Raw genomic sequence first — 14,907 nt, forward strand, 5'->3', positions numbered from 1 at the left:
CCATGGCAGATGCCTTGAAAATCGGCGTCGCCGGTCTCGGGACCGTCGGCGCATCGCTTGTGCGTATCATTCATGAACGTCGTGACAGCCTCGCCAACTCCTGCGGGCGTCCAATCGAAATCACAGCTGTTTCTGCACGCACACGCAATCGGGATCGCGGCATCGATCTCAGCGGGATGCAATGGTATGATGATCCAGTCGCGCTGGCCGAAAGCGGTGATATCGATGTTCTGGTTGAGCTGATCGGTGGAGCTGACGGCCCTGCACGGGCATCCGTCGAGGTGGCTCTGGCCCGCGGCTTGCACGTCGTGACGGCCAATAAGGCGCTTTTGGCGCAAAACGGCGTGGCTCTGGCAGAGCTTGCGGAGGAGAAAGGCGTTCTGCTGAACTTCGAAGCTGCCGTGGCCGGAGGGATCCCGGTGATCAAGGCGGTGCGCGAGTCGCTGACAGGCAATGCGATGTCGCGCGTCTATGGCATCATGAACGGCACTTGTAACTACATCCTGACGCGGATGGAAAAAGAGGGCCTGTCTTTTGAAGAATGCCTGAAAGAGGCCCAGCGTCTGGGCTATGCGGAAGCTGACCCGACCTTCGATATAGAGGGCAACGATACTGCCCATAAACTTGCGATTTTGACGTCCCTTGCGTTTGGCTGCCAGATTTCCTGTGACGATATCTATCTGGAGGGAATATCCAATATAACTCTGGAAGATATTCGTGCGGCATCAGAGCTGGGGTACCGTATCAAGCTTTTGGGTGTGGCCCAGCGCACAGAAACCGGTATTGAACAGCGTGTTCATCCGACCATGGTGCCGCATGATACTGTGATTGCTCAGGTCGATGGTGTCACCAATGCTGTAGCCCTTGAATCCGATATTCTCGGTGATCTTCTGATGGTCGGACCTGGTGCTGGCGGTGACGCGACGGCTTCGGCGGTCTTGGGCGATATCGCAGATATTGCCAAGTCGCGTCCCGGAGCACAGACTGTTCCAGCCCTCGGAAGACCAGCAAAATCTCTTGAGCCTTATGAACGTGCGCGTATGCGCAGTCACGAGGGTGGCTACTTCATCCGCATGCGGGTTGTTGATCGCATCGGTGTCATTGCCGCTATCGCGCGCCGCATGGCTGACAGCCAGATCTCGCTGGAATCGATTGTTCAGCATTCTACCAATGGCGGCAAGGAAGCACCGACCAAAACGATTATTCTCGTAACGCATGCGACAACTGAGCTTTCCGTGCGCACTGCGATTGAGCAGATCGAAAGCGATGGCTTTACCGTTAACAAACCTCAGGTCATTCGTATTGAAAAGCCCTGAGCTTAAAGTCTTTGCTCTATCGGCATCTGAGAGAAATTATGCTGTAAACAGGATCATATGATTTCCAAGTTGACAGGCAGGCGTTATGACCGAACCAAGCACAAGCCTGAAAGCCAAGCCGCGTGCCTTTCTCGGGGTAGAGACTTCGGCACGCGGGCAGCGCTGGGTGCCGCGCCTGAGCCCGGCGGGTGAAAACCGCGCGCTTGCTATGGCGCAGACGCACGGGATCGCGGATCTGATCGCCCGGGTTCTCGCCGGGCGTGATGTGCCGGTTGACGAAGCGCCGGCGTTTCTCGATCCGACACTCAGAAGGCTTATGCCCGATCCGTTCAACCTGACGGATTGCCAGCCCGCGGTTGAGCGGCTGGTCGCTGCCATAAGCAAAGGCCAGAAGGTCGCGATTTTTGGCGATTATGATGTGGATGGCGCCTGTTCTTCCGCGCTGATGTTTCGCTTCCTGGAGCATTTTGGCATTGATGCAGAGATTTACATTCCCGATCGCATATTTGAGGGTTATGGGCCAAATCCGCAGGCGATTGATTCACTGATCGATGCAGGCGCCGAATTGATTGTTACTGTGGATTGCGGGTCGACCAGTCACGAGTCGATTGCCGCAGCCAAGGCACGCGGCATTGATGTGGTGGTGATCGACCATCATCAGGTCGGCGTTGATCTGCCGGAAGCCTATGCTCTCGTTAATCCGAACCGCGAAGACGATCTTTCGGGGCAGGGGCATTTGTGTGCTGCAGGTGTCGTGTTTCTGGTTCTGGTTGCCACCTTGCGGGCTTTAAGGCAGGCAGGCGATAACCGGGCGGCGGGGCTGGATCTGCTTGGCTGGCTCGATATCGTGGCGCTTGCGACGGTTTGTGATGTCGTGCCGCTGAAAGGCCTGAACCGGGCATATGTGGTTAAAGGCCTGCTGGTGGCGCGAAGCCTTTCCAATCCGGGGCTTTCTGCGCTTTTCAAGCGCGCCGGGCTGGCCGGGCCGGTCACACCTTATCATTTTGGCTTTCTGATCGGTCCACGGATTAACGCCGGGGGCCGGATTGGCGATGCAGCGCTCGGTAGCCGGCTGCTCACAGTGGAGGCCGGTGATGAAGCGGACGCGATTGCCGAGCGTCTTGATGAGCTGAACCGTCAACGCCAGGCAATTGAAGCCAAGATGCTTGCCGAGGCTGAGGAAGACGCGATTTCCGAGTTCGGTGATGGCTCAGGGGCGGGGGTGATCGTAACGGCGCGCGAGGGGTGGCATCCCGGTATCGTCGGGCTTCTGGCCTCACGTCTGAAGGATCGATTCGGTCGCCCGGCCTTTGCAATTGCATTCGATGCGTTTGGGAAAGGCACAGGTTCGGGACGTTCAGTTTCTGGTTTCGATCTTGGGCGAATGGTCCGCCAGGCGGTTGAGCAGAAATTACTGGTCAAAGGTGGCGGCCATGCCATGGCGGCGGGGCTGACCGTTGAGCCGGCGAAGCTTTCCTCACTCCGGGCGTTTTTCGAGGAGCAGGCGCGTGAGGCCGTGGAGGCACTTGCTGCAAACGCCGTCCTGAAACTTGATGGGGCACTGTCGGCATCCGGCGCCACGCTCGAACTCATTGATCGCCTTGAAGCCGCCGGGCCATATGGCTCCGGGCATCCTCAGCCGGTTTTTGCCGTGCCGGGTCATAAGGTTCGCGATGCGCGCGTGATTGGCACCGGAGGTCATGTTAAGGTGACGCTTGAAAGCGCGGAAGGGGGCAGGATTGATGGTATTGCCTTCAGGGCTGCGGATAAGCCCTTGGGGGAGGCCTTGCTGGCAGCGCGCGGGCGGCGTTTGCACGTCGCGGGCACACTTTCGGGAGATTACTGGCAGGGACGTCGGCGTGTGCAGCTTCGCATTATCGATTCTGCCGAGCCTGATTGATTCGGTCCAAGTCATTGTCTGAACTGGTACGCCCTAGGGGAATCGAACCCCTCTTTCCAGAATGAGAATCTGGCGTCCTGACCGATAGACGAAGGGCGCTTTGTGCGAGCTAAAGCATCTGCCCGAAAATCGGAATCAATCTTCGGAAAGCACGATGCGTAGATTCAATAGGTTAGAGCGTCCTTTGTGCATCCGAATGGATTCACGGCGCTCTAAGACGCTATATCAGGCGGGAGCCAGTGTTTTTGAGGCTGGTTCTCGTCGGAGAAATAAAATGGCACGCCCTAGGGGAATCGAACCCCTCTTTCCAGAATGAAAATCTGGCGTCCTAACCGATAGACGAAGGGCGCGCATTTTTGGTGAATTACCTTACGATAATCCGGTCAGCTCGACCACATCGCTCATACCAAAACCAAGATCTTTCAACCTTGCGAAATGGCACGCCCTAGGGGAATCGAACCCCTCTTTCCAGAATGAAAATCTGGCGTCCTAACCGATAGACGAAGGGCGCGTGTGTCTCGCTGGGCGCCCTTATAATCAGGCATTTGACAGGCTGCAAGCGGAAAAGAACAAATTCTTCAAAAAAATGACGGTTGTGAGAAAAATCTGAGAATATGAAATTAAAGGATTGTTTTTGCGATATAAAAAGCTGCCGCGAATATCGCGGCAGCAGAGCTGTCTTACCAACTGCCTGTGTTGGGCATCGAGGCCCAGGGTTCTTGAGGCGGCAGAGCGTCGCCTTCCTGAATAATCTCGATTGATATGCCATCGGGTGAGCGAACGAATGCCATGTGTCCGTCACGCGGGGGGCGATTGATCACCACGCCGGCATCCGACATTTTCTGACAGAACGCATAGATGTCCTTAACCCGGTAGGCGAGGTGGCCGAAATTCCGTCCGCCGTCATATTCTTCCGGATCCCAGTTGTAGGTCAGCTCAATCTTTGGAACGCGCGGGCCGTCACCGTCTGCAAGGTCATCCGGAGCAGCCAGAAAGATCAGTGTAAACCGGCCTTTCTCGTTTTCGATTCGGCGGGTTTCCTGAAGTCCCATCAGGTCACGATAGAATTTGAGTGAAGCATCAATGTCCGAAATTCGGACCATGGTATGCAGATATTGCATTTGAGTTCCCATCGGTTCGGTGCGGTATTTCTTTTCATGCGGAGATCCGCAAAATCTGTTTATAGCGTTTGGGTCTTGCAGTTTTGCAAGGTTTAGATGCTATCCTAACGCCAAGAATCAGTTAATGCGCATTCGGGCTTATTCAAGGAGTGGGGACGGTATGGCCGAGAGGTCACAGGCAAACAGGCACTCGGCAGAGATTGAGGCAGAACTGGATTCTGCCGATCTGGTTGAGATTACAGGAATCGTGAAATGGTTCGATGTTGCCAAGGGCTTTGGATTCATCGTTCCTGATAACGGCTCAGGCGATGTTCTGCTTCATGTGACCTGCCTGAGGCGCGACGGCTATCAGACCATTCTGGAGGGTACGCGCGTTGTTGCGCTCATCCAGCAGCGGGATCGTGGGTGGCAGGCTTTCCGGATATTGTCGATGGATCAGTCGACAGCAGTTCATCCTTCTCAGCAACCTCCTGTCAAAACCCATGTGCAGGTTGAGCCGACAAGTGGGCTCGAGCGCGTGATCGTAAAGTGGTTTAATCGTGACAAGGGATTCGGTTTCCTGTCGCGCGGCGAGGGAACTGAAGACATCTTCATTCACATGGAAACGCTGCGCCGCTTCGGCATTACGGAGTTGAGGCAGGGGCAATCGGTTCTTGTACGTTTCGGTGAAGGTTCAAAAGGTTTGATGGCGGCTGAAGTGCATCCTGATATGCCGGTCCCGCCGACGCGGATGCACTGACGGGGTGAAGCCGCCGGTCACGATGCGTTGGCAAAAGCGTTCATAGAAAAATGCATCCCTGATCGTTTGAGCTGTCGCAGCCGGTCTTTGGTTTTCATGGTCAGCGTGGGTTTTGAACCAGCATTCCTTGTATCGTGATATCCCATCTTAGAAAGAGTGAGAATATGCGCTACGCCCGTCTTTTTTTGCTGTTGTTACCGGTTCTGGTATCAGCACCTGCTGGCGCGACGGCTGCGAACGAGATCGCGTTTTCAACTTCTGAGATCACTCTGCATACTGAACACGGTGATCATGAACTGATTGTTGAGCTTGCACGCACTGACTCTGAGCGTCAGCGGGGTCTGATGTACCGGACAGAGCTTGATGCCGATACAGGCATGCTGTTCGATTTTGGCTCGACGCGGCCGGCGAGTATGTGGATGGCCAATACGCTTATTCCGCTCGATATGGTGTTTATAAGCGAGGACGGAGTCGTTTTAGGTATTCATCAGGAGGCTGAGCCGGAATCAAAGGCAATCATTCGTTCAGATGAGCCTGTTCGATATGTTCTGGAGATCGGCGGAGGTGAGGCCGCAAAATATGGCCTCAAGCCTGGTGACGTGGTGACTGGACCCGCGATGAAGTTTCCGGAAACAGAAGATACGCAATAACAACGTTGCGAAATGGCATTTTCCTGTTGCGGTCTCTGTCGGTTCAGTGTATCCGGGCCCTCATCAGGACGTCGGAGTGTAGCGCAGCCTGGTAGCGCATCTGGTTTGGGACCAGAGGGTCGGGAGTTCGAATCTCTCCACTCCGACCATTTTCTTTTTATATTTCCAGCGATTGCTTTCCAGAGAATAACAACGAAAGCAGAGATCTGGCTGAGAATTCAGCCAAAGGCGTTGACTTCTGCTTCTGGCTCGCAGACCCTCTGAGCAAGGATGGAGCGCGTATGCAGAACAGGCAGTCTTTTGTGCAATTAGGTGCTTTGGTCGGGATGGGGCTGGTGATAATGGCCACTGCGGGTTCAGGGGCGATCGCGCAAGATAATACGCTTACAGTGAGTGATCGCGGCATTGGCGCTATTTCCGACGATACACCCTTTACAAGGCAGGCGATTGCTGAGGCGCTCCCATCGTTTGAAATCCGGGAGGAGAGTATAGAAGGTGAGGGCGGGCTCTACAAAGTTATCATTGCCAGCAAAGATGGAGCCGAAGCGCTTCGTTTCTATGGCTACGAGACGGTCGTGCGCGCAGATGATTCGGACCCGGCTATCCCTGCGGTCGATGGAATTCGGATCGGAGCTGTGTTTTCAGATGTTTATCGCGATGACGGTGAAATTGCCTGCGATGCCGTTTGCCTCGCGCCCGGGTTTGAAAATGTCGCGCTGATCCTGAGCGGAAGCTGGGATGGTCCGGATGGAGAACTGCCGCCTCTTTCTGTTTTGTCAGACTGGGAGGTGGCGACGATTACCTAGAATGCTCCATTCTGAATGCATTGTCAAAGTCGTGGGAGACTTGATTTTTATTGCCCAGACGCAAAAATTGCGTATTAAGAATGCGATGAAACCGCTTAGAATAGCGGCCTGATGATACAAACCGGAGCAGATGTAATGTCGGCGAAGATTTACCGTCCAGCGAGAACTGCAATGCAGCAGGGCAATGCCAAGACCCATCAGTGGGTGCTTGAGTTTGATCAGCAGGCACCGCGTAAGATTGACCCTGTTTTCGGCTATACATCCTCTTCGGATACACTTCAGCAGGTGAAACTTAAATTTGATACGCGCGACGAGGCTGAAGAATATGCGCAGCGTCATGGGATCGAATACCGTGTCATGAAGCCTAAGGACACAAAGCCTAAAGTTATTTCCTATTCGGATAACTTCAGCTCTGAGCGCGTCCAGCCCTGGACGCACTGAGGCGGCGTTTCTTCTTTAGAGGGTGGCGCTCGTTCTTGTTGCGGCATTCGTGGCCTGGCTGGGGAGCCATTCTACCGGTGCCTTCCCCTTAAAGATCGTCAGCCTTCTAGTTCAAGGACAGGGCGAGCCAGCCTCTTTGAATAGCGGTATTATCATGATTGCTTTTGTCATCGCTTTACCCTGAGACGATCACCATTGATTCTCAGGATTTTCCTGCTCAACAGGTGTTGTTTTTTCTGCATTGATCGGGCATTGAGTTCCAGTGCTTTAATGCGCTTGCAAAACATTTTGGCCCCTTAGCTCAGCTGGATAGAGCACCGGCCTTCTAAGCCGACGGTCGCAGGTTCGAATCCTGCAGGGGTCGCCAATCTTTTCAATGTGACAATGAAGCATAAGAATGCACGAAATCGCCATTTCTCGTGCACCCCCGAGTCAAGCGATTTCTCTGGATTTGCAAATTTTCTTTGAAAATCAAATTAAATCAGATGCTTGTGGCCGCATCGGATCAGATCACGATGAAGATGGGGATTCTGTCATGTTTGAACTTGAATCAAAGTTCGGCTCCTGCCCCCGGCTTTCGTGAAGAGGCGGAAGCCCAAAGCGTGCGGGCAAAGCATCCTGAACGCACCCCCAACCGCCCCCATTTTGGTCATTCAGCCCCTTTCACACTTTACCGAAAACAGACACAGTCTGTGCTCCCGCAATGACGCTGAGTTTAGAACTGCGGCGACGTTCAGGTATTATTGAGAATGGGCCCTAGTTAGCCCCCTTGGTGCCGCGTACGTTCGGACGTTGAAGACGTCTCCTCCTCTGAAGCCTCTTCAGCCAGCTCCGGTGGCGGTTGACAAGGATCGGAAAGCGGTTCTGCCGCTTCCGGTTCAACTATGTCATCTGCATCAGCGCTGCCATATGGCGGATAATCAAGTGTCCCTTTCAGACGCTCCTGTTCTTGACGAGACAAACGTGGGAAGGGCAGCTGCCCCGTATCACGCCAGCGTTTCACAGCATCTTCCGCACGCGTGCTACGCTCCTCGTCGCGCCCTTGATCCTTGGCCATATAGACGGTCTGAGAAGGAAATGCGAAATCGGTACCGGCTTCATGGACGGTCTTCAGAATACGAAGGTCTACATCCTCCCTGATCGCGAAGAAATCGTTCCACTCACGCGTTTGCGCGTAAATTCGGATTGAAACTTTCAACGAGCTGTCCCCAAAACCGGCAAAGCGGACCCGGACAGTTTCAGCATCAATACGGGGGTGGGCGTGAAGCATGCGTCGCAACGCAACCAGTAGGTAGCGCAGCTGGTCTTCAGCTGTATCATAACGCAGTCCGATGGTTTCATTGATCAACATTTGGTCGCATTGAGCCCAGTTGATGATTTGCATATCCGCAAATTGTGCATTGGGTATAGATATGACCGTGCGATCAACCGCACGCAGCTTTGTCGAGCGTATCCCTATCCCCTCAACGGTACCCTTCTGATCTCCGACGCTGCAGAAATCTCCAACGCGAACGGGTCTGTCGACGAACAGGATTACACCTCCAATCAGATTTTCAAACGTTGGCCGCACAGCAAGGGCGACAGCTAGACCACCTATACCAAGTCCAGCCACCACACTGAGAACTGGCAGCCCGATAGCATGCCCACCGAGCGCCAGGATGCAGACCGAGCCGAAGAGGCCGAGCGTTGCGCCCCCGAGTCGAAGTAGATCTGCGTCAAGGCTCTCGTCTCTGATGCGTGGCGACAGAATAATGGTTTCGACGAGTATCCTAGTCAGGAGCCAGAAGATGAAGGCTGATCCGCCATAAATGGCAATCGTCAGCACGACATCATAGAACCGGGCGAAGGAGCCGGACAAATGAATCTGAAGCGCGATGAAAGGCAATACTGAACTCGCGCAATAGACCACCAGCACCGGGGCCAATGTTCGAGCCACCAAGACGGATACCCGACCGGTTTTGACCATTGAACGAACAGCATGGTGAATTCCGAACAGAACCAAAGCGAAAACGAGCAGCAATGCTGTCTCAAAAATAACCTTCCAGGCAGGGGTCTCGAACCAGAGTTGGGTCAGAAGCGGCGGCATGGCCACCACGAAGGCCTGAGGAACAAGCGGTCCTGTCTGCTGAGGTCCGAAACTCGCCCAGCTTTCAATACCCAGAGGGCTTATCAGTGGCAGGTGGCGAACCGCTTCAAAGAAACGCGGCGCAACGCGAACTGTCTCTTCCGCAAACAGAAATTCCCCTTTGCGTGGCCCGTTTATAACACGCTCTATTCGCAAAGGCGTATTCGGTATCCGAAAACTGTCCGACCCGGCCCCCGAGGCCATGTCCAGGTCGGGAAACATCGTAACGTCGGGAGGGCCAATGCGCCCAAAGATATCCATCAGATATTCAAATGTTCTGATGCCTGTTTCTCGACGAGTTGCCGCAGCCACATTTTCCAGATCCACGAGATCCACGAGGAGGTCTGAAAGAAGCGCGATCTCGGCCTGAAGTTCCAGGCTTGGATCCTCCAAGTAGGCTTCAACACTGTCCTGCAGTGCATCTGACGCGTTCAGGAATGATTCCATCGTATAGCGCGGCGAGTCGGTGCGTATTTGAGCCCAGAATCTTTCGGATACAACATCATCTGACAGGTCCTGTGCGTTGCCGGGCTGTGGCATGAACGTTAAAAGCGTCACCGCGAGGAGGCCGATGCAGACGCTTAGGCCGAGACCGAAAAAGCCGCACTCGTTCTGCCTTACCCCTCCATTGCGAGAGCTGTAGCGTGAGATGAAAAACCGAATCATATTCTGTCCTGCCGATTTCCGCTGCGTAGGTAATGCTACGGCATGGTGCGCCATTCAATACAGCAGACCTTTTCATTTTAGGCAGGTTTTACAAGCTTAATCGAGGCGCTCTACCTTTGATATCAACCGGAACAACATGCTACCTTAATCAGATAGGCTGGTTCGCGCTCTGCGGCACGATAGGCAAATTGCATTGGAGATTTGACCTGAGTCCTCGTAGCCATCCTTGTCATTCGGCGTGGTGCTGGGCCCCGAATACTTTAGCCTTTCAGAGACTCATCGCACCGATCGGATTCGACCGCCTATGCCGAGTTTCAATACGCTAGTTATGCTAATACGCAAATGACCAGTTCTCGAGGAAGAGCACCTCAAAGCCGACAGTCGCCTTCCGGCCCCTTTGCTGTCGTACGCCATCAATGCAGCATCGGTCGGTTTTCCAGCCTATCTGCTCGCTCAAGCATTCGGATGACTGATCTGAGGCTCAGCGCCGGTTTTCTGCCGGCAAACCTCTCGATGACTTCGGTGATGATCTCGATCGAAGTCTCCGACAATCCACGCCGCCGCCCTTCCTGTCTGGCGAAGGCGGTGAGAGCCGGCGTGCTGAGCTCAGTCAGATTGATGGTGACGAGCCGGCTCAACAGCGGTTCCGACACCCCGTCGAGGCTGTTTGCCGTCAGGATCCAGCCAATCCAGCGCATGTCGAAACGGAGTTGATAGAAGCCGCACTCCCATCGTCGCGATGTCTCCGGCTCCAACAACGGCAGCAGACTATCAGCAATGCTGTGCCGCTCTCCCCGGGTGGATACGGCCGCAGTTGCCTTCTCAATCTCATCCAGGACCACGATTGGGTTGGCGACCAGGTGCCTTATGATTGTCGCAACCGGCTTTCCTGCATGAGCGGAACTCCAACCACGCTGCACGCCGCCGACTGCAAACGAGGACTGCTCCACGGTGGCATCGATCGTGCGCAGCGGCACATCGAGCGCGGCACTGGTTCGGCGCGCCCAGGTGCTTTTGCCGATTCCAGGTGGACCGACCAGCAACATCGGGGGAAGCCGGAAACCAGGATCACCCCGGCGGACTTGCGTTCGCATTGCGTGCCAGACGTGCTCTGTAGCGGGGGCCATCCACGGCATTTCCGTATGCAGTGCGGATGCTATCTCGTCGGCCTGTGTTTCGGTTTCGATGCGGCGCAATTCAACACCGCCCGAAAGCATCTCGATCTGCTGTCGGCCATCGGTATTGAGGTGCGAAATTCCGGAAGCTCTGTGGCGGTTCTGTTCAAGTCGGTTGACCCGGCGCCTGATGCGCGCGTGATCCTCACGGGTGACTGTATCAGCGGCCCTCTGCCAGTCCTCCTTTTCCCGCTCTTCCGGCGAGAGCTTTGCCTCCCGCAGCTTTCGAAGGTGCTCTTCGAAACGGCGCGTGACCTCGATGGTATTGAGGGGCTCGAAGAACCGGGCTTCGACAAAGGGTATGCGGGTCATGGGTACTCAAACTGACGGTGCTAAGCGGGACGAATATTGCGGAGCAGTGATGTGGAGTGCGGATATTCGGGGCCAGGGTGTGGCCGCCTTCAAACAAGAGGCGGAGATAGCACCAATGTCGACCGCTTTGAAAGCCCCGATTTTTCCACATAAATAACTGAATACGTTAAATTAATGCGAAAAATGAAACTTCGTTTTGGCGACGGCTAGAGACCGGAGCGGCGTGCATGTGAAACAGCCGTGCGAAAACCTGAAACGTGTTCGAAATTTCTCATCGCATGGTCAGCCGCATGTCCTGAAAGAGCGGCCATCTGAGGTTTTCGCATTTTGTCTGATTGGCCGGCTGATCGGATGATACCGTTGCCGCCATGCTGAGAAGCAATGCGAAAATCAGAATGTCATTCGCATCGTCAGGGGCCGTTCGGGTCCCACGGCGGAAGCCGCTCAAACCAGGTTCCGTGAACCGTGGTTAACGGGACGTTGACCGCCATTGGTTTCGATGTGACATGCAGTTGAAATGATCTGCCTGCCTATCCACTCGATCTCATGTCTCGCTTTGCAAATGTGAACATCATGCCCGTTCTGATCACCGCCGACCTGCATCTCGACCAATGGCTTGGAGAAGGACGCGATCCCTTCGCCGCACTACCCCCTGAAATCCTCGGCTCATTGGATGCACTGATCATCGCAGGAGATCTGGCGGACAAACCGAAGGTGCGATGGCCAAGAACGCTCCGGCATCTCGGGCGTCACATCGACCCGGCACGCATTTACGTTTTCCCTGGAAACCACGACTACTACCATCACGTCATTGATGGCGATGACCGTCTTGCCGAATTGACAGCACAGGCGGGAGCCAATTTTGTGCAGAAGGCAGAAATCGCGGTCGGCAATACAAGGTTTCTGTGCTGCACGCTCTGGACCGACTTCGCGCTTCATGGCGCGCCTGCTGCGGCCATGACGTTCGCCAGAACACGGATGAATGATTATCGGTATATCCGTAAAACACCTCGGTACGGCAAGATCCAGCCATCAGACACGGTGCTTGTTCACGGAGATCATCGACGCTGGCTAGAAGACCAGATGGCGACGCCGTTTGCTGGCACGACGGTGGTGGTCACGCATCACTGTCCGCTTCCGGAACTGCTCTCAGATACGTCAAGCGAGTTTGATCCGATCTACGGCTCGGACCTTCGGGCAATGATAACGAAGCACAGTCCTGATGCCTGGTTGTTCGGGCATACGCATCGTCAGCGTGAAACCGTTGAAGGCGACACGATTGTCCGCAATGTTTCGCTTGGTTATCCGTCGGAAGTGGAGGCCGGGCAGGAAGCTGAACTCTTGATGAGGGGCATGATTGAAACCTGAACATACCGGCCGACTGATTCTTTCAGGCTCAGTGAAAGCCCGGGTCTGTCCTTGTGTGAGACATCTTTTTCTTTCCTGACATAGCCTCTATCAAAGGGGTTATAAGGGTTGTGCAAAAAACTTATAACGCGGGAGGTTCACTGACTGAAATGGTATCTATCTGACGTCGGAATTCTGACCTGTGGGGCAGGTTGCATGAGACACAGAGCTAATTTGGCAGCTCGCAAAACAACTGGTTCAGGCGAAGCACATGAGCTAGGTTTCCTCCAGATTCTTAAGAACACATAAGAGGCTGGCCTTGGAACATATCGGTAAACTGGAACTGCGCCTCTGGGGCGCAGCGGACTCTCTTCGGGCCAATTCGAATTTTGCCAGCAACGAGTATTTCATGCCTGTCATGGGCTTGATCTTCCTGCGACATGCCTATTCCCGATTTCTGAAGGTGCGTGATGAAATCATCCCAACCTTGCCATCACGCGGTGGTAAAACGCGCCCTCTGAAAAAGGAGGACTTCTCGGCGCGCTCCTCCATATTCCTGCGCGATGAAGCCCAGTTCGACTACCTCGTCAGCCTCCCCGAAGGGGAGACCGCGTCGACAGCTGTCATCGCCGCGATGAAGTCCATTGAGGAAGACTACACCACCCTGGAAGGCCTCCTGCCGAAACAGGAATACGCCGAACTTGATGAAGACGCCCTCCGCCAGGTGCTGCGGATCTTCAACGACCCGGCTCTGCAGAAGGCTGACGGCGACGTATTCGGGCGCATCTACGAATACTTCCTGACCCAGTTTGCCGACCAGAAGGCCCACGATAACGGCGAGTTCTTCACCCCGCGCAGCATCGTTGAGACGATCGTGAACTTCATCGAACCAACGCGCGGCAAGGTCATCGACCCGGCCTGTGGGTCGGGCGGCATGTTCGTGCAGTCGGCTCACTTCGTCGAAACGATGAAGGCCAACCCGAACGAACGCCTGACCTTCTACGGGATGGAAAAGAACCCGACGACGCTGCGTCTGGCCAAGATGAATCTGGCGGTGCACGGCCTCGAGGGTAACATCGAAAAGGCCATTAGCTATTACGAAGACCCGCATAAAGCTCACGAGCCCTTCGACTACGTCATGGCCAATCCACCCTTCAATGTGGACGAGATCGACGCCGAAAAGATGAAGGATGACAAGCGCCTCTCCTTCGGCTTGCCCGGTGTGAACAAGGGCGGTAAGGTATCGAACGGCAACTACGTCTGGATGTCCTTCTTCCATTCCTACCTGTCCAACACGGGCCGCGCGGGCATCGTCATGTCGTCCCAGGCGTCCTCTGCGGGCGGGCAGGAGGCCAAGGTCCGCGAGGCGATTGTGAAGACCGGCGACATGGATGTCATGCTCGCGATCCGGGGTAACTTCTTCTACACCCGCACCGTGCCCTGCGAACTCTGGTTCATGGACAAGGGCAAGCCCGAACATCTGCGCGACAAGGTGCTGATGCTGGATGCGCGGCAGGTCTTCCGCAAGGTGACACGCAAAATCTGTGACTTTTCACCCGAACAGGAAAAGAACCTGACTTCCATCGTCTGGCTCTATCGTGGACAGGAAGACCGCTTTGCCGGACTGGTGCAGGATTACCTGTCCACCGCTCGGGAAGAAGCGCAGGCGACCGACTTCACTGGCCTCCTTGATGTGCTGGGTAAGGCCTTCACGCATTTTGCTGCGCACGCCGACGTGGCCGAGCTGAAAGCGGGGATCGCGAAGCTGACCTCTGACGCCAAGGCCTATGGCGAGGCGGCGACTGCGCTGGCGCAGCCCGATGCCTCCATTGATGCCCTGACAGCAGCGTGGACGGCGATACAGCCCCTGGCGGATCAGGCCAAGACCTTGATCAAGGAAATCGATCATCTGGTCAAGGAGGCGCAGAAAGCGCAGGACACGACGGCGAAGGCGCTACCTGCAAATATCCGCGCGATCGAGGTAAGCGTTGCAAATACCCCCGCCTTTTCTGCTTTTCTTCTGTATTTCAATGACTTATCTTGGCGCTACGCGCCAAGATGGCGTTGTTGCTAGTTTTATAAGCTTCTGATGTCTGACGTCAGCGCCGGTGGGACAGATTTGAGGATTTGAATAAGGGAGGATTTCTGGTTCATCTTATCAATTAGGAGATCGAGATGACGAAGAAGCCACAGACATCGAAAGACGCCGCCGATAAGGTGGTTAAGAATATCCGCCGCAAGACCCGCCAGACCTATTCGGCGGAAGAGAAAATCCGCATTGTATTGTCAGGCCTGCGTGGCGAGGAAAG

At 54.9% G+C, this 14,907-nt stretch carries 12 protein-coding genes and 5 tRNA genes; 11 read left to right on the forward strand and 6 right to left on the reverse strand.

Annotated elements, in window-relative coordinates; translation table 11 throughout:
- The first annotated feature begins 2 nt into the window (after positions 1–2).
- Together EDC90_RS12470 and recJ are read left to right on the forward strand one after the other, a co-directional pair.
- Positions 3–1,316: a homoserine dehydrogenase gene (locus EDC90_RS12470; RefSeq protein WP_132312066.1), complete on the forward strand. Its 1,314-nt coding sequence runs from the start codon at positions 3–5 to the stop codon at positions 1,314–1,316.
- 85 nt (positions 1,317–1,401) lie between these two features.
- Positions 1,402–3,216: a single-stranded-DNA-specific exonuclease RecJ gene (gene recJ, locus EDC90_RS12475; RefSeq protein WP_132312068.1), complete on the forward strand. Its 1,815-nt coding sequence runs from the start codon at positions 1,402–1,404 to the stop codon at positions 3,214–3,216.
- Between the two features lie 24 nt (positions 3,217–3,240).
- Here recJ and EDC90_RS12480 read toward each other — a convergent pair.
- The 4 genes from EDC90_RS12480 to EDC90_RS12495 all read right to left on the reverse strand — a co-directional run bounded on the left by EDC90_RS12480 (position 3,241) and on the right by EDC90_RS12495 (position 4,337).
- Positions 3,241–3,315, reverse strand: a tRNA-Glu gene (locus EDC90_RS12480).
- Between the two features lie 176 nt (positions 3,316–3,491).
- A tRNA-Glu gene (locus tag EDC90_RS12485) sits at positions 3,492–3,566 on the reverse strand.
- Between the two features lie 86 nt (positions 3,567–3,652).
- Positions 3,653–3,727: transfer RNA gene (locus tag EDC90_RS12490), tRNA-Glu, on the reverse strand.
- A 169-nt stretch (positions 3,728–3,896) separates the two neighbouring features.
- Positions 3,897–4,337: a VOC family protein gene (locus EDC90_RS12495; protein WP_132312070.1), complete on the reverse strand. Its 441-nt coding sequence runs from the start codon at positions 4,335–4,337 to the stop codon at positions 3,897–3,899.
- Between the two features lie 160 nt (positions 4,338–4,497).
- On the opposite strand from EDC90_RS12495, the gene EDC90_RS12500 reads away from it, so the two are divergent.
- The 7 genes from EDC90_RS12500 to EDC90_RS12530 all read left to right on the forward strand — a co-directional run bounded on the left by EDC90_RS12500 (position 4,498) and on the right by EDC90_RS12530 (position 7,556).
- The gene (locus tag EDC90_RS12500) at positions 4,498–5,076 is read left to right on the forward strand and encodes a cold-shock protein (protein WP_132312072.1); all 579 of its coding nucleotides are present in this window, start codon (positions 4,498–4,500) and stop codon (positions 5,074–5,076) included.
- 164 nt (positions 5,077–5,240) lie between these two features.
- Positions 5,241–5,726, forward strand: coding sequence for a DUF192 domain-containing protein (locus EDC90_RS12505; protein ID WP_132312074.1), 486 nt, complete (start codon positions 5,241–5,243; stop codon positions 5,724–5,726).
- A gap of 72 nt (positions 5,727–5,798) precedes the next feature.
- Positions 5,799–5,875: transfer RNA gene (locus tag EDC90_RS12510), tRNA-Pro, on the forward strand.
- Positions 5,876–6,067: 192 nt separating this feature from the next.
- Positions 6,068–6,532 carry a DUF1131 family protein gene (locus tag EDC90_RS12515; RefSeq protein WP_207903899.1) on the forward strand — a complete coding sequence of 155 codons (465 nt, stop codon included), beginning with the start codon at positions 6,068–6,070 and terminating at the stop codon, positions 6,530–6,532.
- A gap of 135 nt (positions 6,533–6,667) precedes the next feature.
- Positions 6,668–6,973 carry an ETC complex I subunit gene (locus EDC90_RS12520; protein WP_132312078.1) on the forward strand — a complete coding sequence of 102 codons (306 nt, stop codon included), beginning with the start codon at positions 6,668–6,670 and terminating at the stop codon, positions 6,971–6,973.
- Positions 6,974–7,263: 290 nt separating this feature from the next.
- Positions 7,264–7,340 (forward strand) — tRNA-Arg (locus EDC90_RS12525).
- Positions 7,341–7,370: 30 nt separating this feature from the next.
- Positions 7,371–7,556 (forward strand): hypothetical protein, encoded by a 186-nt coding sequence (locus EDC90_RS12530; RefSeq protein WP_132312080.1) that lies wholly within the window; start codon positions 7,371–7,373, stop codon positions 7,554–7,556.
- A gap of 177 nt (positions 7,557–7,733) precedes the next feature.
- Here the strand turns inward: EDC90_RS12530 and EDC90_RS12535 are convergent, their stop codons facing one another.
- Together EDC90_RS12535 and EDC90_RS12540 are read right to left on the reverse strand one after the other, a co-directional pair.
- Positions 7,734–9,764 (reverse strand): mechanosensitive ion channel family protein, encoded by a 2,031-nt coding sequence (locus EDC90_RS12535; protein ID WP_165972832.1) that lies wholly within the window; start codon positions 9,762–9,764, stop codon positions 7,734–7,736.
- A 413-nt stretch (positions 9,765–10,177) separates the two neighbouring features.
- Complete coding sequence (locus EDC90_RS12540) at positions 10,178–11,251, reverse strand: AAA family ATPase (RefSeq protein ID WP_132312084.1); 1,074 nt, start codon at positions 11,249–11,251, stop codon at positions 10,178–10,180.
- 573 nt (positions 11,252–11,824) lie between these two features.
- On the opposite strand from EDC90_RS12540, the gene EDC90_RS12545 reads away from it, so the two are divergent.
- Together EDC90_RS12545 and EDC90_RS12550 are read left to right on the forward strand one after the other, a co-directional pair.
- The gene (locus EDC90_RS12545) at positions 11,825–12,619 is read left to right on the forward strand and encodes a metallophosphoesterase (RefSeq protein ID WP_132312086.1); all 795 of its coding nucleotides are present in this window, start codon (positions 11,825–11,827) and stop codon (positions 12,617–12,619) included.
- 298 nt (positions 12,620–12,917) lie between these two features.
- A complete protein-coding gene (locus tag EDC90_RS12550) occupies positions 12,918–14,672 on the forward strand; it encodes an N-6 DNA methylase (protein ID WP_132312088.1) in 1,755 nt (584 codons plus the stop codon).
- Positions 14,673–14,907 lie beyond the last annotated feature (235 nt).

Origin of the sequence: Martelella mediterranea (genome assembly GCF_004342225.1) — a bacterium.
Taxonomy (GTDB): domain Bacteria; phylum Pseudomonadota; class Alphaproteobacteria; order Rhizobiales; family Rhizobiaceae; genus Martelella; species Martelella mediterranea_B.

Excerpts from the sequence above, each read along its gene's own strand:
- EDC90_RS12470 (WP_132312066.1), top strand. The coding sequence starts at position 3 with ATGGCAGATGCCTTGAAAATCGGCGTCGCCGGTCTCGGGACCGTCGGC.
- recJ (WP_132312068.1), top strand. The coding sequence starts at position 1,402 with ATGACCGAACCAAGCACAAGCCTGAAAGCCAAGCCGCGTGCCTTTCTC.
- EDC90_RS12495 (WP_132312070.1), bottom strand. The coding sequence starts at position 4,337 with ATGCAATATCTGCATACCATGGTCCGAATTTCGGACATTGATGCTTCA.
- EDC90_RS12500 (WP_132312072.1), top strand. The coding sequence starts at position 4,498 with ATGGCCGAGAGGTCACAGGCAAACAGGCACTCGGCAGAGATTGAGGCA.
- EDC90_RS12505 (WP_132312074.1), top strand. The coding sequence starts at position 5,241 with ATGCGCTACGCCCGTCTTTTTTTGCTGTTGTTACCGGTTCTGGTATCA.
- EDC90_RS12515 (WP_207903899.1), top strand. The coding sequence starts at position 6,068 with ATGGCCACTGCGGGTTCAGGGGCGATCGCGCAAGATAATACGCTTACA.
- EDC90_RS12520 (WP_132312078.1), top strand. The coding sequence starts at position 6,668 with ATGTCGGCGAAGATTTACCGTCCAGCGAGAACTGCAATGCAGCAGGGC.
- EDC90_RS12530 (WP_132312080.1), top strand. The coding sequence starts at position 7,371 with ATGCACGAAATCGCCATTTCTCGTGCACCCCCGAGTCAAGCGATTTCT.
- EDC90_RS12535 (WP_165972832.1), bottom strand. The coding sequence starts at position 9,764 with ATGATTCGGTTTTTCATCTCACGCTACAGCTCTCGCAATGGAGGGGTA.
- EDC90_RS12540 (WP_132312084.1), bottom strand. The coding sequence starts at position 11,251 with ATGACCCGCATACCCTTTGTCGAAGCCCGGTTCTTCGAGCCCCTCAAT.
- EDC90_RS12545 (WP_132312086.1), top strand. The coding sequence starts at position 11,825 with ATGCCCGTTCTGATCACCGCCGACCTGCATCTCGACCAATGGCTTGGA.